Source organism: Escherichia sp. WS1152, assembly GCF_046487665.1.
GTDB classification, from domain to species: domain Bacteria; phylum Pseudomonadota; class Gammaproteobacteria; order Enterobacterales; family Enterobacteriaceae; genus Escherichia; species Escherichia coli.
Map to the genome: position 1 here is coordinate 1 of NZ_JBJQJA010000011.1, position 17787 is coordinate 17787.

Consider the following 17787-nt stretch of genomic DNA (forward strand, 5'->3'; position numbering starts at 1 on the left):
ATTAATCTTTGCATATTCAAATGGACTGATAAATTTTTCTCTGTTTGCATCCAGAAAATCGGCCCACCATTGTAGCATCAAGCGGCGTTCTTCCAGATGCTCTGCTTTATGAATGTAAGCAGCACGTACACCGTTACGTTCCTGATGGCTCATCTGACGTTCCACAGCATCGCGGGACCACAAACCTGATTCAATCAATGCACTGCACGCCATCGCCCGGAATCCATGGCCACAGACTTCCTGGGTTGTGTCATACCCCATCACCCTCAGGGCTTTATTTACAGTATTTTCACTGATTGGTTTACGCGGGTCATGTGCACCCGTAAATATCAGACCATTTTCACCTGCCCATGTCTGAAGTTCTGTCAGTATGGCTACAGCCTGTTTGCTGAGTGGCACAAGATGTGGTGTTCGCATCTTGGAGCCCCGGTGTGAGAATTTTACGCCTGGCAGAGGTTCGCGTTCGGCTGGAATAGTCCACTTGGCATTGTCAATATCAATTTCAGACCAGCGGGCATATCTGAGTTCACTGGAACGAATAAAAACCAGTAAATTCAGCATAACTGCCAGTCGGGTGACAGGCTGGCCTTTATAACCGTCAATACGCGACAGAAGTTCAGGCAAGCGTGAAAGATCCAGAGCAGGGCGATGCTGGCGTTTTACCGTGGTCAATGCACCAGCCATATCCAGAGCCGGGTTATATCTGATGATGCCTGACTGTACGGCATAACGCATTACAGCAGATATTCTTTGCTGCAGACGACTGGCGATTTCATAAATTTGTTTTGCTTCTGCAGCACGAACAGGGATAAGCAGATCCGGGGTATTGAGTGTTGTGATATCCCGGTTGCCGATAAAGGGGAAAACGTGTGTCTCGAGGCTTTTGAGTACTTTATCGCTGTGTGATTGTGCCCATTGTTTATTACTGGCATGCCAGCGTCGTGCAATATGTTCAAAAGAGAGCTGTAAATCAGGGACAACTTTTTTAACTCTTTTCTGTTCGCAAGGGTCAATCCCTTCTGAAATCAGTTTTCGGGCCTCATCCCGTTTTGTACGAGCTTCGGAGAGAGAAACTTCTGGATACACACCAAGTGCCAGAGTCTTCTCCTTACCCAGAATACGATAACGGAGACGCCAGTAACGGGAACCATTAGGATGAACCAGCAGGAACATGCCGGCCCCGTCAGTGAGTTTATAAGCCTTGTCAGTGGGCTTTGCAGCCCGGATTTTTGCGTCAGTCAGTGCCATAGTTCAGCCTTCTGAATGCGTTAAAGAGGGTACAAATTCTGTCGAACTGGGGTATACCCGCAATTATACCCACACAATGAGGTTGATGTGGGGGGAATCTGGTTGAGTTCGGTAGAATTGATTTGGAGGCAGAACGCTTAAATTGTGGCGTTCTGAAACGAAAAACGGACCTCCGTGGAGGTCCGTTGATATGAATTTGGTGCCCGGACTCGGAATCGAACCAAGGACACGGGGATTTTCAATCCCCTGCTCTACCGACTGAGCTATCCGGGCAACGGGGCGCATTAAACCTGATTCGCCTCGTCTCGTCAATCAAATTTCTTCAATTTACTGCAGACTGCACAATCTATCATCACTTTGCCGCTATTGCACGCATTGTCAGGCAAACCAGGCGGTCCAGGCGGCGGAAAGCGGCATTGCCAGAAGGAGTGCTGGAAGCATGTTGACCACCGGGAACATTTTAATGCCACAGATGCGTAATCCGGTTGCCAGCAGCAATAAACCGCCTACGGCGCTGAAGTCTGCCATCATCGACGGTGTGGTCAGCGGTAATATCAGCGTGGCAGCCCACGCCAGCGTTAACTGGATGATCAGTAATGGGATACTAATCACCGATACCGCAATACCCAGCGAGCAGGCGAAGATCATCGCCGTAAAGAAATCAAGAAATGACTTGGCGATTAAAATACTCGGATCGCCGGTCATCCCTTCGTTCATCGCCCCGAAGATCCCGGTGCCGCTGGCGCAAAACAGGACAATAATCGCGACATAATTCTGAATAAAAGATTCATGCGCTGGCTTCTTACGTGAGTGACGAAACAGATTTTGTGCTTTGGCGACCGCTGTATTGACGCCTTTCTCCAGCAGACAAATTTCGCCGATTAATGCTCCGAGTAAGGTTGCTAAAACCATCGCCGGAAGGTTGGCGCATTTCACCACCAGTAAAATACCAATCCCCAGCGATGCCAGACCAAAAATTGATGTCATGGAGACGCGGATACGTTCCGGTAAGCGTTGGCTAAGCAGTGCACCGAGCATGCCACCCAGTAATATTGCACTTGCGTTGATAAAAGGGCCGATGACCACAAGAGTTCCTGTTAACTGTATTGTTTGATTTTCTTATTATGAACTTTTTGCCTTGTTGATGGCTTGTCTAGTCGCAAAGTCCTGGCTTGCACGCCTTAGCGAAAGGTGCCATGATTGCGCGAATTTTCTCCTCTCTGTACGGAGTTTGCCCGATGCACGCCATCTCCTTACATTCTCTCGCTTATCGCCGTTTCGCGCGAAACCCTTCTCTTTTTATGCTACTGCTCATGCGGTGAAGTTAACGCACGTTCACTGCAGGACAACAGTAAAATCAGAGCGTTTCTGCTTTTACTGATGTCTGGCGGTCGGAGCTGGTGACCAGTTTGACCCATATCTCATGGGGCAGGGTTTTACACCTTGTCCGGTATTCTTACTTCCCCGAAACGGGTTTTGCGCTTATGAAATCAATGAATATTGCCGCCAGTAGTGAACTGGTATCCCGACTTTCTACTCATCGCCGCGTGGTGGCGTTGGGAGATACTGATTTTACGGACGTCGCGGCAGTCGTCATTACCGCTGCGGATAGTCGCAGTGGCATTCTTACGTTGCTTAAGCGCACCGGTTTTCATCTACCGGTGTTTTTGTATTCCGAACATGCTGTTGAATTACCTGCGGGCGTTACGGCGGTAATCAACGGCAACGAGCAGCATTGGCTGGAGCTGGAATCCGCAGCCTGTCAGTATGAAGAGAATTTGCTGCCACCGTTTTATGACACGCTGACGCAGTACGTTGAGATGGGCAACAGCACCTTTGCTTGCCCTGGGCATCAACATGGTGCGTTTTTTAAAAAGCATCCTGCCGGACGCCATTTTTACGATTTCTTTGGTGAGAACGTCTTTCGCGCCGATATGTGTAATGCTGACGTAAAATTGGGCGATCTGCTTATTCATGAAGGATCGGCGAAAGATGCGCAGAAATTCGCAGCCAAAGTCTTTCATGCCGATAAAACCTATTTTGTACTGAACGGCACATCGGCAGCGAATAAAGTGGTGACGAATGCGCTATTAACGCGTGGCGATCTGGTGCTCTTCGACCGTAACAACCATAAGTCGAATCATCACGGCGCGCTGATTCAGGCGGGGGCGACGCCGGTCTATCTGGAAGCTTCACGCAACCCGTTTGGTTTCATTGGCGGTATTGATGCGCACTGTTTTAATGAAGAGTATCTGCGCCAGCAAATTCGCGACGTTGCGCCAGAAAAAGCCGACCTGCCGCGCCCGTTTCGCCTGGCGATTATTCAGCTGGGAACCTATGACGGCACTGTCTATAACGCCCGTCAGGTGATCGATACCATTGGGCATCTGTGTGATTACATTCTGTTTGATTCCGCGTGGGTCGGTTACGAACAGTTTATCCCGATGATGGCGGATAGCTCGCCGCTGCTGTTAGAACTTAACGAAAACGATCCAGGGATCTTTGTGACTCAGTCGGTGCACAAACAGCAGGCGGGATTCTCACAGACGTCGCAGATCCATAAAAAAGATAACCATATCCGCGGACAGGCGCGTTTTTGCCCGCATAAGCGGTTGAATAACGCCTTTATGCTCCATGCTTCTACCAGCCCTTTCTATCCGCTGTTTGCTGCACTGGATGTTAACGCCAAAATTCATGAAGGGGAGAGTGGGCGTCGGCTGTGGGCTGAGTGCGTTGAGTTGGGTATTGAGTCGCGCAAGGCTATTCTTGCGCGCTGTAAGCTGTTCCGCCCGTTTATCCCGCCCGTTGTTGATGGCAAATTGTGGCAGGATTATCCGACATCAGTGTTAGCCAGCGACCGCCGTTTTTTCAGTTTTGAGCCGGGGGCGAAGTGGCACGGCTTTGAAGGATATGCCGCGGATCAGTATTTTGTTGATCCGTGCAAGCTGTTACTCACTACACCAGGTATCGATGCCGAAACCGGCGAGTATAGCGACTTTGGCGTTCCGGCGACGATTCTGGCGCACTATCTGCGTGAGAACGGCATTGTGCCGGAGAAGTGCGATCTCAACTCCATTCTGTTCTTATTAACTCCGGCGGAAAGCCAAGAGAAGCTGGCACAACTGGTGGCGATGCTGGCGCAATTTGAACAGCATATTGAGGATGACTCGCCGCTGGCTGAGGTGTTGCCGAGCGTTTATAACAAATATCCGGTGCGCTATCGCGACTACACCCTGCGCCAGTTGTGTCAGGAGATGCACGATCTGTATGTCAGTTTCGACGTCAAAGACCTACAAAAAGCGATGTTCCGCCAGCAGAGTTTCCCGTCAGTGGTGATGAACCCCCAGGATGCGCATAGCGCTTATATTCGCGGTGACGTGGAGTTGGTGCGGATTCGTGATGCCGAAGGGCGAATTGCGGTAGAAGGGGCGTTGCCTTATCCACCTGGCGTGCTTTGCGTGGTACCCGGGGAAGTCTGGGGTGGGGCGGTTCAACGTTATTTCCTTGCACTGGAAGAAGGGGTGAATTTGTTGCCGGGATTTTCGCCGGAGCTGCAAGGTGTTTATAGCGAAACCGATGCGGATGGCATGAAACGGTTGTACGGTTATGTGTTGAAGTAAGAATAAAAAAAACGGGTCGCCTTCTGGCGACCCGTTTTTCTTTGCGTAATTAGTGGCTAACCGTCTGTGTACCTGTCGGGACACGAACGTGTTTATATTTGAACATCGCCATGAACGCGAAGGCCAGAACCACGGAGTAACCAGCGAAAATCAACCATACGGTCTGCCAGTCGGTAATGCCGTTTTGGGTGTACATCTCAACAACTTTACCGCTCACGATGCCGCCGAGGATACAGCCGAAGCCGTTAGTCATCATCAGGAACATCCCTTGTGCACTGGCGCGAATTGCCGGGCTAACTTCTTTTTCGACAAACACCGAACCAGAGATGTTGAAGAAGTCGAATGCGCAACCGTAAACGATCATCGACAGTACCAGCAGTACAGTACCGAACGGAGTCGGGTCGCCGTAAGCAAACAGCGCAAAACGCAGGATCCACGCCACAATACTGATCATCATTACGTTCTTAATACCGTAGCGGCTTAAGAAGAACGGGATGGTCAGAATGAACAGGGTTTCAGAGATCTGCGAAATCGACATGATGATTGACGCATGCTGCACAATAAAGCTGCTGGCAAACATCGGATCTTTGTCGAAGCTGTGCAGGAAGGTATTACCGAACATGTTGGTAATCTGCAGTTCCGCGCCCAGCAGCATTGAGAAGATGAAGAAGATTGCCATACGCTTGTTTTTAAACAGCGCGAATGCATCGAGGCCCAGCAGGGTTGTCCAGCTCTGATTCGCTTGCTGTTTAGCAACCGGAATATGCGGCAGAGTCAGGGTAAACAGAACCAGAATGGCGGAAAGTGCTGCGCCAATATACAGCTGCATGTGGCTTAATTCGAAGCCAGACAGGCTCACCACCCACATTGCCATGATAAAGCCGATGGTGCCCCAGATACGGATTGGCGGGAAGTCAGTAACGATATCCATCCCGGCATTTTGCAGGCGATAGTAAGAGATGGTGTTGATTAACCCAAGTGTTGGCATATAAGCAAACGAGTTAATCAATATCACAAGGAACATCGCTTCCGGCGTCGTGACCTGTGCCGCCATGAACAGCGTGATAGCGCCAATGGTGTGGCAAATGGCATATACCCATTTCGCACTTAACCATTTGTCGGCCACAATCCCCAGCAGCGCAGGCATAAAGACCGCGGCGATACCCAGTGAACTATAAACTGCGCCAATAGAAGCACCGTCAAACTTCAGGGTAACAAACATATAGGAGCCGAGGGTCGTCAGCCAACTTCCCCACAGACAGAACTGCAGAAAAGAGAGGATTTTCAGCTGCAGCTTAAGATTCATGTTAATTTCCTCACATCGTGATGCGGATGAGTGTTTGAAAAAGCACATTTGACCGTGCGAGATGATGGGATTCTATCAACTTCGCGGACTGGTTTTTTGTTACCTGTGGCAAATAATTGCAAACATTCCCAATTTGCAAAACGAAATTGTGATGTGGATAACATTTTTGCCCCTGAGCATCGTCAGGGGCGGTTAATGGAATTATCGGCGGCGGTAGGATTTTTGCGCGGTATTCACTTTATAAAGATAACGGCGAGATTCCGCAGAGGGATGGCGGGTCGTCAGCGTCTGATAAACATCGCCCGGCGTCATGGTGTTAATAATATTGGCAGCCTGAATCTTATCATTCGAAAAGACTCGCAGCACGCTGCCTGCGCCGCCGTTATAGGCGGTGATGACGGCATAACGCCGCGATGTTGGGTTATCAATTCCGCCGAGATAAACATTGTTCAGCATCGCCAGATACGCGGTGCCGGTATCAATATTGCTGGCAGGATCAAACAAGAAACTGCGGCTCGGCGTGCCGGATTTCCCCTGCGAGCGGAACACATCTTTCCCGGCAGTATGTTGTACCACCTGCATTAATCCCAGCGCATCGGAACGGCTGACCGCATACGGGTTAAAGGAAGATTCAGTCTGCATAATTGCCAGAATCAGCGACTCATCAACGCCATATTTCCGTGACGCCTGGCGGACCATGCCGAGATATTTGTGCGCACGTTTATCAAGGTGGTTTGGCACCATGTTAATGGTGACGCTGTAGATGATACGTAGCCCGTTGCTGCGGCTTTTCAGACGGTTTTTCAGCAGATAATCCGCGAAGTTGCTTGCGCGACCTTCCCAGCGAATCGGCTGCCCGGTGTTGTCCACCACCTGACCGTAAAGGAAAGGTTCTTTCGAAATCGTAATATCATCAACGTCGGAATAGAGATCGACCGAACTCGGATCGTCACCCATCAATAACGTTTTGATAATTGCCCGGCGCAAATGCGCGGCAGGTTCTGTCCCGGCGATGGTTTCGATAGTAATCGTACCGTCATCGAAGTTGATGTGGCTGCGGGTCTGATATTGATCGGTGTATTTCACGTAGTCCTTAGGACCAGCGATCACCACCTCTTTGAAGCCCCAGATGTTCTCAATATTGTGGGCAAATTGCCCCATCAGAATATCAAAACCGTTGGTATCTTTGACCCAGGCTTCGTTATAGGTATCGCCTTTTTTGGTCGTCGAACAGGAGATGAGCAACGGCGCAATCAAAGCCAGCGCGAGATATTTTTTCATCATTCCGGGTGCGTGTTGTGTTTGTTTTTAAGCAAGCTGCCGGAGGCGTGCTCCGGCACTGTTTTTATTTTTTATCTTCCGGCGTATAGCCCTCGATATGCACCTCTTTACCCTCGAACAGGAAGTTGACCATCTCCTGCTCCAGCAGCTTGCGGTGCTCGGCATTCATCATGTTGAGTTTCTTTTCATTAATCAGCATGGTTTGTTTGTGCTGCCACTGCGCCCAGGCTTCTTTGGAGATCTCGTTATAGATGCGTTTTCCCAGCTCGCCGGGGTACAGCTGAAAATCCTGACCTTCTGCTTCACGTTGCAGGAAAGTACAAAAAATCGTTCTGCTCATAAATCATCCTCTTTATCGACTCACGCGCTAAACCGGCGCGCCAGTGCGTAACTGCTGTAACAAACGCTCCACGGGAGCCGCCAGGCCAACTGACGGCGGTTGCGCTAAGTTATACCAGAGCGCATTGCCTTCATCCATGCAGCCGGTGAATGACGACACGGGAAGCCACATAGGCACAATATCTAAGTGGAAATGGCTGAAGGTATGCCGAAACGCGGTCAGCTGCGTCAGGTTATCGGCAGCAATCTGCCGTTGCGCCAGCCACTGCCGCAAACTTTCTTCGTCGGCAAACTGCGGGAAACAGTATAAACCGCCCCACAATCCGCTCGGCGGACGCTGCGCCAGCAATACTTCATCTTCGTGCTGTAACAGGAGAAAGTAGCCGGTGCGCTCCGGCAGCGTCTGTTTCGGTTTTTTGCCCGGATAAAGCGACCAGCTATTGTTGGTGGCGGCAATACATCCGTTTTGTAGCGGACAGAGCGAACATTTCGGCTTCGAACGCGTGCAAATCATCGCGCCCAAATCCATCATCGCCTGATTAAACCGTTCCACGCCGACCGCGGGCGTCACCTGCTCGCTCAAACTCCATAATTTATTCTCGACCTCTTTTTTCCCAGACCAGCCGCTTACAGCATAGCAGCGCGCCAGCACCCGTTTGACGTTACCGTCGAGAATCGGAAAGTGCTTACCCAGAGAAAGCGAGAGAATCGCGCCTGCGGTGGAACGCCCGACGCCCGGCAGTGCTGCAACTTCCTCAAAGGTTTCCGGGAATTTACCGCCGTGTAAGGTCGCCACTTGTTGTGCCGCTTTATGCAGATTGCGCGCGCGGGCGTAATAGCCAAGCCCGGTCCACAAGTGGAGAACTTCGTCGAGCGGCGCATTGGCGAGATCGGTCACCGTCGGGAAGCGCGCCATAAAGCGTTCAAAATAGGGGATAACGGTCGCAACCTGAGTTTGTTGCAACATCACTTCTGAGAGCCATACTTTGTAGGGCGTCTTGTCAATTTGCCAGGGCAGAGTTTTTCGCCCGTATTTATCGTACCAGTCCAGAACCTGGGCTGAAAATTGCGACGCTTGCATGGTCACCGAATTCACTGTTGTTGGGGGCCAGATTGCAGCACAGCGACGGCAGGGTGTAAACCGGAACTTTCCGCAGCCACGGCCTTATCATGCTTGCATCCGGCAACTAACTTTGGATAATGCCCGTTTTCAGAACACTTTCACAAGCGACTAAATCTTTATGAAAAACGACGTCATTTCACCGGAATTTGATGAAAACGGCCGCCCACTGCGCCGTATCCGTAGTTTTGTGCGCCGCCAGGGGCGACTGACCAAAGGCCAGGAACATGCGCTGGAAAACTACTGGCCGGTGATGGGCGTTGAGTTCAGCGAAGATATGCTGGATTTCCCCGCGCTTTTTGGCCGTGAAGCGCCGGTGACGCTTGAGATTGGTTTTGGCATGGGGGCGTCGCTGGTGGCAATGGCTAAAGATCGCCCCGAGCAGGACTTCCTCGGCATTGAAGTGCATTCACCGGGCGTTGGTGCGTGCCTGGCTTCTGCGCATGAAGAGGGCTTAAGCAACCTGCGCGTGATGTGTCACGATGCGGTTGAAGTGCTGCATAAAATGATTCCTGACAATTCATTGCGCATGGTGCAGCTCTTTTTCCCTGACCCGTGGCACAAAGCGCGCCATAATAAACGCCGTATCGTTCAGGTGCCGTTTGCCGAACTGGTAAAAAGCAAACTGCAGCTGGGGGGCGTATTCCATATGGCGACCGACTGGGAACCTTATGCGGAACATATGCTTGAAGTGATGTCTTCTATTGACGGTTATAAAAACCTGTCAGAGAGCAATGATTACGTACCGCGTCCGGCATCACGTCCGGTGACGAAATTTGAACAACGTGGTCATCGTCTTGGTCACGGAGTATGGGACTTAATGTTCGAGAGGGTGAAATAATGGCAAAGAACCGTAGCCGTCGTCTGCGTAAAAAAATGCACATCGACGAATTCCAGGAATTAGGATTTTCGGTGGCATGGCGATTCCCGGAAGGTACATCGGAAGAACAGATTGATAAAACCGTTGATGATTTTATTAACGAGGTTATCGAACCGAACAAACTGGCCTTTGACGGCAGCGGTTATCTGGCCTGGGAAGGTCTGATCTGCATGCAGGAAATCGGCAAATGCACCGAAGAACATCAGGCGATTGTGCGTAAGTGGCTGGAAGAGCGCAAACTGGATGAGGTACGCACCAGCGAACTTTTCGACGTTTGGTGGGACTAAGAAAGCATACGGGCGATGACAAATGCAAAACTGCCTGATGCGCTACGCTTATCATGCCTACAAAGATGCACGATCGAGTAGGCGGGATAAGGCGTTTACGCCGCATCCGGCATGGAAAACGCGTACTTTGTTATCAATCTGGGGCCAGCAAATGCTGGCCTGATTTGTTCTTGAGGGAAGACTATGATGCGCAAAATGCTGCTGGCGGCAGCACTTTCAGTGACGGCAATGACCGCTCACGCCGACTACCAGTGCAGCGTCACGCCGCGTGACGATGTGATTGTCAGCCCGCAAACCGTGCAGGTGAAGGGCGAAAACGGCAATCTGGTGATCACGCCAGACGGCAACGTGATGTATAACGGTAAGCAATATTCCCTGAATGCCGCCCAGCGCGAGCAGGCGAAGGATTATCAGGCTGAACTACGTAGCACGCTGCCGTGGATTGATGAAGGCGCGAAAAGCCGCGTCGAGAAAGCCCGTATTGCTCTGGATAAAATTATCGTTCAGGAGATGGGCGAAAGCAGCAAAATGCGCAGCCGTCTGACCAAACTTGATGCGCAGCTGAAAGAGCAGATGAACCGTATTATCGAAACGCGCAGCGATGGCCTGACGTTCCACTATAAAGCCATTGATCAGGTTCGCGCTGAAGGCCAGCAATTAGTGAATCAGGCAATGGGCGGAATTTTACAGGACAGCATTAATGAAATGGGCGCGAAAGCGGTGCTGAAAAGCGGCGGCAACCCATTACAGAATGTGCTGGGAAGTCTGGGCGGTCTGCAATCCTCAATCCAAACCGAGTGGAAAAAGCAGGAAAAAGATTTCCAGCAGTTTGGCAAAGATGTTTGTAGCCGCGTTGTGACTCTGGAAGATAGCCGCAAAGCCCTGGTCGGGAATTTAAAATAATCCTCTATTTTAAGACGGTATAATACTTTTTTATGCCGTTTAATTCTTCGTTTTGTTACCTGCCTCTAACTTTGTAGATCTCCAAAATATATTCACGTTGTAAATTGTTTAACGTCAAATTTCCCATGCAAAGCTAAGGGATAATGCGTAGCGTTCACGTAACTGGAGGAATGAAATGGAGTTTTTCAAAAAGACGGCACTTGCCGCACTGGTTATGGGTTTTAGTGGTGCAGCATTGGCATTACCCAATATCACCATTTTAGCAACCGGCGGGACCATTGCCGGTGGTGGTGACTCCGCAACCAAATCTAACTACACAGCGGGTAAAGTTGGCGTAGAAAATCTGGTTAATGCGGTGCCGCAACTGAAGGACATTGCGAACGTTAAAGGCGAGCAGGTAGTGAATATCGGCTCCCAGGACATGAACGATGATGTCTGGCTGACACTGGCGAAAAAAATTAACACCGACTGCGATAAAACCGACGGTTTCGTCATTACTCACGGTACCGACACGATGGAAGAAACCGCTTACTTCCTCGACCTGACGGTGAAATGCGACAAACCGGTGGTGATGGTCGGCGCAATGCGCCCGTCCACGTCCATGAGCGCAGACGGTCCATTCAACCTGTATAACGCGGTAGTGACTGCAGCTGATAAAGCCTCCGCTAATCGTGGCGTGCTGGTGGTGATGAACGACACCGTACTGGATGGGCGGGATGTCACCAAAACCAACACCACCGACGTAGCGACCTTCAAGTCTGTTAACTACGGTCCTCTGGGTTACATTCACAACGGTAAGATTGACTACCAACGTACCCCGGCACGTAAGCACACCAGCGACACGCCGTTCGATGTCTCTAAGCTGAATGAACTGCCGAAAGTCGGCATTGTTTATAACTACGCTAACGCATCCGATCTTCCGGCTAAAGCACTGGTAGATGCGGGCTATGATGGCATCGTTAGCGCTGGTGTGGGTAACGGCAACCTGTATAAAACCGTATTTGACACTCTGGCGACCGCCGCGAAAAACGGCACTGCAGTCGTGCGTTCTTCCCGCGTACCGACGGGCGCTACCACTCAGGATGCCGAAGTGGATGATGCGAAATACGGCTTCGTCGCCTCTGGCACGTTGAACCCGCAAAAAGCGCGCGTTCTGCTGCAACTGGCTCTGACGCAAACCAAAGATCCGCAGCAGATCCAGCAGATCTTCAATCAGTACTAACCACCTCGCCCCGGTATCGTGCCGGGGCTTTTTCACTTCAGACTTACGTCCATTGCCAATTTTTATTACCCTGATGATAATCACCGGAATAAATTATTCCGCGCGAGGGTTTTCGGGTGAAAAAGCAATGGATTGTTGGCACGGCGCTGCTTGTGTTGATGACTGGTAATGTCTGGGCAGATGGCGAACCGCCAACTGAAAATATCTTAAAAGCTCAATTCAAAAAGCAGTATCACGGCATTCTCAAGCTTGATGCCATCACCTTAAAAAATCTTGATGCTAAGGGTAATCAGGCCACCTGGTCAGCGGAAGGCGATGTCTCTTCCAGTGACGATCTCTATACCTGGGTCGGTCAGTTGGCAGATTACGAACTGCTCGAACAGACCTGGACGAAAGATAAACCGGTAAAATTCTCGGCGATGTTAACCAGTAAAGGAACGCCCGCGTCTGGCTGGTCGGTGAACTTTTACTCTTTTCAGGCGGCAGCCAGCGATCGTGGGCGGGTGGTCGACGATATCAAAACGAATAATAAATATCTGATCGTGAATAGCGAAGATTTCAATTATCGCTTTAGTCAGCTTGAGTCTGCGTTGAATACCCAGAAGAACTCGATTCCTGCGCTGGAAAAGGAAGTGAAAGCGCTTGATAAGCAAATGGTGGCGGCGCAGAAAGCAGCGGATGCATATTGGGGAAAAGATGCAAACGGTAAGCAAATGACCCGCGAAGACGCCTTTAAAAAAATTCACCAACAGCGTGATGAGTTTAATAAACAGAATGATAGCGAGGCGTTCGCGGTTAAATATGACAAAGAGGTTTATCAACCGGCGATTGCGGCATGTCATAAACAGAGTGAAGAGTGTTATGAAGTGCCGATTCAGCAGAAGCGAGATTTCGATATCAACGAACAACGGCGACAGACTTTTCTGCAATCACAAAAACTTAGCCGTAAATTGCAGGATGACTGGATAACGCTCGAAAAAGGGCAATATCCTTTAACGATGAAAGTTTCAGAAATAAACAGTAAAAAAGTCGCGATTTTGATGAAAATTGACGATATCAACCAGGCTAATGAACGCTGGAAAAAAGATACCGAACAACTGCGGCGCAATGGGGTGATTAAGTAATTTTTGCGATAACGCATGAGTTGTGGCCGGATGCTGCGTACACGCACGCCGCATCCGGCAATACAAATTTACTCCGCCAGAAAAAGCTCCAGCAGCGAATTTAAAAACAGCTTCCCATGTTCCGTTATTTGCCAGTAATCCGCACATTCTGTGAGATAACCCTGAGCGATAGCCTCTTCTAACTGTGGGCGAATAACTTCTTCAGAAAGGCCAGTATACTGGCTAAACTCCATGCGCGGCGCGGCCTCCAGCAGACGGAAGCGATTCATAAAGAACTCAAACGGCTTATCTGCGGCTTCGACATCACGCTGGCTTTCCAGATACCTTCCTTGCATAAAACCACGCGGGTGACGCGTTTTGGTGGTACGCAGAATGCGACCATCCGGGAAGGTGACTTTGCCGTGCGCGCCGCAGCCAATACCGATGTAGTCACCAAATCGCCAGTAGTTGAGATTGTGCTGGCACTGATAACCGGGTTTGGCGTAAGCGGAAGTTTCATATTGCTGATAACCCGCTGCGGTTAATAACTGATGCCCCTGTTCGAAAATATCCCACAGCGCGTCATCGTCCGGCAGCACCGGTGGTCGCGAACCAAACAGCGTATTGGGTTCGATGGTCAGTTGATACCAGGAAAGATGCGGCGGATTCAGTTCAATGGCCTGGCGTAGATCGCCAAGCGCCTCTTCCAGTGATTGATCCGGCAGCCCATGCATCAAATCAAGGTTAAAGCTACGCAGCCCCAGCCCGCTCGCCAGCTTTGCCGCTCGATTCGCTTCTTGCGGGCCATGAATACGCCCAAGTCGTTTCAGCTTTTCTTCGCTAAAACTCTGCACACCAATAGAGATGCGGTTCACACCAGCACGCTGATAATCGACAAAGCGATCCGCTTCTACCGTGCCTGGGTTCGCTTCCATAGTAATTTCTGCATCCGCTGCCAGCGGCAAACGCGCACGCACGCCGTCCAGCAGCGTTTGCATCGCCGGGCCGGAAAGCAGGCTCGGCGTACCACCGCCAATAAAGATTGTCTTTACTTCACGGCCCTGAGCGTAAGCCACATCATTGTCCAGATCGCAAAGCAGATGCTGAACATAATCGTCGTGCGGCACTTCTCCTTTCAACGCGTGAGAGTTGAAATCGCAGTACGGGCATTTCTGCACGCACCACGGGATGTGAATGTAGAGACTCAGCGGCGGTAATTTAACCATTACGTAAAGCGTCCAGCAGCAGTTTCAATGCCTGACCACGGTGGGAAATGGCGCTCTTTTCTTCGCGGGTCAGTTCGGCAGCGGTTTTCCCTTCGGAAGGTACGAAGAAGATTGGATCATAACCAAAGCCGCCAGTACCCGCTGGTTCACGAGTAATCATGCCCGGCCAACTACCGTGGCACACCAGCGGAGTCGGATCTTCCGCGTGACGCAGATATACCAGCACGCAGTGGAAACGCGCCTGACGTTGGTCGTCCGGTACGTCTTTCAGTGTTTCCAGCAGTTTTTGCAGATTCTTTTGATCGGTCGCGTCTTCACCGGAATAACGCGCGGAGTAAATCCCCGGCGCACCGCCAAGTACATCTACCGCCAGACCGGAGTCGTCGGCAATTGCCGGTAAACCGGTCACTTTTGCCGCATGGCGCGCTTTCAGAATCGCGTTTTCGATAAAGGTCAGGCCGGTTTCTTCAGCGGAATCTACGCCGAGGTCTGTTTGGGCCACGATATCAAGACCGAAGTCGCTAAGCAGCGACGCCAGCTCACGCACTTTACCGGCATTGCCGGTTGCGAGGACAACTTTTTGCATAGGATACCTAATTAATTAACGCCGCGATTTCTGGCGGGATTTGTTGCGGATTAATGATTTTAATTTGTTTGTGGCGGCCAAGTTCGCCTTTTTCAATCACCACCTGGCTTTTGGCAACCCGGAATTGCTTACCGAGGAACTTCACCAGATGGCTGTTGGCCTGACCGTCAACCGGTGGCGCGGTAATGGCGACTTTTACCTCGTCGCCATGTAAACCGACAATAGAATCACGGCTGGCTTTCGGCTGAATATAGAGCCGTAAAACCAGACCGTCATCATTAACTGTTACGGCACTCATAACGCCATCCACAGCCCCGGCAGCAGCATGTTTCCGGTTGCCTGTAATACTTCTGCGACACCCATATTGATGACATACAGCAGCAGAACGAGGATCATCGGCGAGAAATCAATCCCACCCATTGCTGGTAGCAGGCGGCGAATCGGGCGCAGCAGCGGATCGGCCAGCTGAATCAGCACGTATTCAATCGGGCTACGACCCTGGCTTACCCAGCTCATAATCGCCATCACCAGCAGGACCCAGAAAATCAGCAGGCCGATGGTTTTCAGCAGAATCAGTAAACCGGCAATCCAGATGATTGGCAGGAAGGTCACCACTTTAAACAGCACAATGGCTTTGATAAAACTGAGAATATAGGCAACCAGCAGCGAGGCGCTGTCAATGGGTCCCATTGCCGGAATAACGCGGCGCAGTGGCCCGATAATTGGCTGCGTTACCTTCACTACAAACTGTGAGAAGGGGTTGTAAAAATCACAATGAGCCCACTGCATCCAGATGCGTAATAACAGCACCATGGTATACAGCTCAATGACCGTTGAAAGCAGGAAAGTCAACGTATTCATGGCGTTCCTTTAATTCCTTATTTTTTAGAGTAATCACGCGCACCAAAAATTGCAGTGCCGATACGAACCATCGTGCTACCTGCCGCAATGGCGGCTTCCATATCGTCCGACATTCCCAGAGAGAGCGTGTCGATATGCGGGTAGCGCGTTTTCAGTCCGGCAAATGCTACAGCCATTTGGCGTGCAACTTCAAACTGCCTTACATATTCTGACTCAGGCGCAGGGATTGCCATCAGCCCGCGCAGACGTAAACGCGGTAGTTCAGCGACCGCAGCTGCCAGCTCGTCCAGTTCTGCCAGTTGAATCCCGGACTTACTGTTTTCATCACTAATATTAATTTGAATCAGTACGTTAAGAGGGGGAAGTTCTGCCGGGCGCTGATCGTTGAGGCGGGTAGCAATGCGCAAACGGTCGATGGTATGACACCAGTCGAAATGCTCTGCCACCAGGCGGCTTTTATTAGACTGCAACGGGCCAATAAAATGCCATTCTAATCCTGTTACGCCCAGTTCCTGAAAGTGGCGAATTTTATCTACCCCTTCCTGAACGTAGTTTTCACCAAATTGACGCTGCCCGGCATCAATGGCTTCTGCGATGGCGCTCGCAGGTTTTGTTTTACTGACTGCAAGCAGCGTAATTTCTTCTGGAGAACGGCCGCAACGCGTTGCAGCCGCTGAGATTTTGTCCCGGACCTGTGCCAGGTTATGCGCAATATCGTTCATTTTCCGAGGATCTTAGTATGAATATGGAAGAAATTGTGGCCCTTAGTGTAAAGCATAACGTCTCGGATCTACACCTGTGCAGCGCCTGGCCCGCACGATGGCGCATTCGCGGGCTAATGGAAGCTGCGCCGTTTGATGCGCCGGACGTCGAAGAGCTACTGCGGGAGTGGCTGGATGACGATCAGCGGGCAATATTGCTGGAAAATGGTCAGCTGGATTTTGCCGTGTCGCTGGCGGAAAACCAGCGATTGCGCGGCAGTGCGTTCGCACAACGGCAAGGTATTTCTCTGGCGTTACGGTTGTTACCTTCGTGCTGCCCGCAGCTCGAACAGCTTGGCGCACCACCGGTATTGCCGGAATTACTCAAGAGCGAGAATGGCCTGATTCTGGTGACGGGGGCGACGGGGAGTGGTAAATCCACCACGCTGGCGGCAATGGTTGGCTATCTCAATCAACATGCCGATGCGCATATTCTGACGCTGGAAGATCCTGTTGAATATCTCTATGCCAGCCAGCGATGTTTGATCCAGCAGCGGGAAATCGGTTTGAATTGTATGACGTTCGCATCGGGATTGCGGGCCGCATTGCGGGAAGATCCTGATGTGATTTTGCTCGGAGAGCTGCGTGACAGCGAGACAATCCGTCTGGCGCTGACGGCGGCAGAAACCGGGCATTTGGTGCTGGCAACATTACATACGCGTGGTGCGGCGCAGGCAGTTGAGCGGCTGGTGGATTCATTTCCGGCGCAGGAAAAAGACCCCGTACGTAATCAACTGGCAGGTAGTTTACGGGCAGTGTTGTCACAAAAGCTGGAAGTGGATAAACAGGAAGGACGCGTGGCGCTGTTTGAATTGCTGATTAACACACCCGCGGTGGGGAATTTGATTCGCGAAGGGAAAACCCACCAGTTACCGCATGTTATTCAAACCGGGCAGCAGGTGGGGATGATAACGTTTCAGCAGAGTTATCAGCAGCGAGTGGGGGAAGGGCGTTTGTGACGTTGCCATGCCCGATGTGCAAGCTTATCGGGCCTACAAAGGCAATAAACGTCTGATGCGACGCTTGCGCGTCTTATCAGACCTA

General features: G+C 51.0%; 19 protein-coding genes and 1 tRNA gene. 8 read left to right on the forward strand and 12 right to left on the reverse strand.

Features of this window, described 5'->3' with window-relative positions; genetic code table 11:
• The 3 genes from ACJHW7_RS16970 to ACJHW7_RS16980 form a co-directional block, all read right to left on the reverse strand.
• The coding region (locus tag ACJHW7_RS16970; protein WP_410233567.1) for a tyrosine-type recombinase/integrase at positions 1-1248 on the reverse strand (1248 nt) is incomplete at its 3' end.
• Positions 1249-1445: 197 nt separating this feature from the next.
• Positions 1446-1521 (reverse strand) — tRNA-Phe (locus tag ACJHW7_RS16975).
• 105 nt (positions 1522-1626) lie between these two features.
• Positions 1627-2334: a DUF554 domain-containing protein gene (locus ACJHW7_RS16980; RefSeq protein ID WP_021557195.1), complete on the reverse strand. Its 708-nt coding sequence runs from the start codon at positions 2332-2334 to the stop codon at positions 1627-1629.
• Positions 2335-2486: 152 nt separating this feature from the next.
• On the opposite strand from ACJHW7_RS16980, the gene ACJHW7_RS16985 reads away from it, so the two are divergent.
• Both ACJHW7_RS16985 and speC read left to right on the forward strand, forming a co-directional pair.
• Complete coding sequence (locus ACJHW7_RS16985) at positions 2487-2570, forward strand: hypothetical protein (protein WP_212734937.1); 84 nt, start codon at positions 2487-2489, stop codon at positions 2568-2570.
• A gap of 162 nt (positions 2571-2732) precedes the next feature.
• Entirely contained in the window at positions 2733-4868 is a 2136-nt protein-coding gene (speC, locus tag ACJHW7_RS16990; protein WP_001383513.1) for an ornithine decarboxylase, read from the forward strand.
• A gap of 49 nt (positions 4869-4917) precedes the next feature.
• On the opposite strand, the gene nupG is transcribed toward speC, so the two are convergent.
• From nupG to mutY, 4 genes are all read right to left on the reverse strand, one after another.
• Positions 4918-6174 carry a nucleoside permease NupG gene (gene nupG / locus ACJHW7_RS16995; RefSeq protein ID WP_001049791.1) on the reverse strand — a complete coding sequence of 419 codons (1257 nt, stop codon included), beginning with the start codon at positions 6172-6174 and terminating at the stop codon, positions 4918-4920.
• A 201-nt stretch (positions 6175-6375) separates the two neighbouring features.
• Positions 6376-7455, reverse strand: a complete 1080-nt coding sequence (mltC, locus tag ACJHW7_RS17000; protein ID WP_000760323.1) for a membrane-bound lytic murein transglycosylase MltC — start codon at positions 7453-7455, stop codon at positions 6376-6378.
• Positions 7456-7519: 64 nt separating this feature from the next.
• Entirely contained in the window at positions 7520-7795 is a 276-nt protein-coding gene (locus tag ACJHW7_RS17005; RefSeq protein WP_000091700.1) for an oxidative damage protection protein, read from the reverse strand.
• A 27-nt stretch (positions 7796-7822) separates the two neighbouring features.
• The gene (mutY, locus tag ACJHW7_RS17010; RefSeq protein ID WP_001401208.1) at positions 7823-8875 is read right to left on the reverse strand and encodes an A/G-specific adenine glycosylase; all 1053 of its coding nucleotides are present in this window, start codon (positions 8873-8875) and stop codon (positions 7823-7825) included.
• Between the two features lie 160 nt (positions 8876-9035).
• Here mutY and trmB point away from each other — a divergent pair, with 160 nt between their 5' ends.
• The 5 genes from trmB to ACJHW7_RS17035 all read left to right on the forward strand — a co-directional run bounded on the left by trmB (position 9036) and on the right by ACJHW7_RS17035 (position 13330).
• Entirely contained in the window at positions 9036-9755 is a 720-nt protein-coding gene (gene trmB / locus ACJHW7_RS17015) for a tRNA (guanosine(46)-N7)-methyltransferase TrmB (protein WP_000786911.1), read from the forward strand.
• On the forward strand, positions 9755-10081 hold the full coding sequence (locus tag ACJHW7_RS17020) for a YggL family protein (RefSeq protein WP_001107564.1): 327 nt from the start codon (positions 9755-9757) through the stop codon (positions 10079-10081). The genes trmB and ACJHW7_RS17020 overlap by 1 nt, the downstream gene beginning before the upstream one ends.
• 183 nt (positions 10082-10264) lie before the next feature.
• Positions 10265-10984, forward strand: a complete 720-nt coding sequence (locus ACJHW7_RS17025; protein ID WP_000984796.1) for a DUF2884 domain-containing protein — start codon at positions 10265-10267, stop codon at positions 10982-10984.
• 175 nt (positions 10985-11159) lie between these two features.
• On the forward strand, positions 11160-12206 hold the full coding sequence (gene ansB, locus ACJHW7_RS17030; protein WP_000394107.1) for an L-asparaginase 2: 1047 nt from the start codon (positions 11160-11162) through the stop codon (positions 12204-12206).
• Between the two features lie 116 nt (positions 12207-12322).
• Positions 12323-13330: a DUF1202 family protein gene (locus ACJHW7_RS17035; RefSeq protein WP_000745257.1), complete on the forward strand. Its 1008-nt coding sequence runs from the start codon at positions 12323-12325 to the stop codon at positions 13328-13330.
• 68 nt (positions 13331-13398) lie between these two features.
• Here the strand turns inward: ACJHW7_RS17035 and hemW are convergent, their stop codons facing one another.
• The 5 genes from hemW to yggS are packed head-to-tail and all read right to left on the reverse strand — an operon-like array spanning position 13399 to position 16704.
• Complete coding sequence (gene hemW / locus ACJHW7_RS17040) at positions 13399-14535, reverse strand: radical SAM family heme chaperone HemW (RefSeq protein WP_000239930.1); 1137 nt, start codon at positions 14533-14535, stop codon at positions 13399-13401.
• Positions 14528-15121 (reverse strand): XTP/dITP diphosphatase, encoded by a 594-nt coding sequence (locus tag ACJHW7_RS17045; RefSeq protein WP_001174746.1) that lies wholly within the window; start codon positions 15119-15121, stop codon positions 14528-14530. The genes hemW and ACJHW7_RS17045 overlap by 8 nt, the downstream gene beginning before the upstream one ends.
• 7 nt (positions 15122-15128) lie before the next feature.
• Complete coding sequence (gene yggU, locus ACJHW7_RS17050) at positions 15129-15419, reverse strand: DUF167 family protein YggU (protein WP_001277222.1); 291 nt, start codon at positions 15417-15419, stop codon at positions 15129-15131.
• Positions 15416-15982: an osmotic shock tolerance protein YggT gene (gene yggT / locus ACJHW7_RS17055; RefSeq protein ID WP_001094831.1), complete on the reverse strand. Its 567-nt coding sequence runs from the start codon at positions 15980-15982 to the stop codon at positions 15416-15418. Before yggT ends, yggU begins: the two co-directional genes overlap by 4 nt.
• Before the next feature lie 17 nt (positions 15983-15999).
• A complete protein-coding gene (gene yggS / locus ACJHW7_RS17060; protein WP_000997795.1) occupies positions 16000-16704 on the reverse strand; it encodes a pyridoxal phosphate homeostasis protein in 705 nt (234 codons plus the stop codon).
• A 17-nt stretch (positions 16705-16721) separates the two neighbouring features.
• Here yggS and ACJHW7_RS17065 point away from each other — a divergent pair, with 17 nt between their 5' ends.
• Positions 16722-17702, forward strand: a complete 981-nt coding sequence (locus tag ACJHW7_RS17065; RefSeq protein ID WP_021557194.1) for a PilT/PilU family type 4a pilus ATPase — start codon at positions 16722-16724, stop codon at positions 17700-17702.
• The last annotated feature ends 85 nt before the right edge of the window (positions 17703-17787 follow it).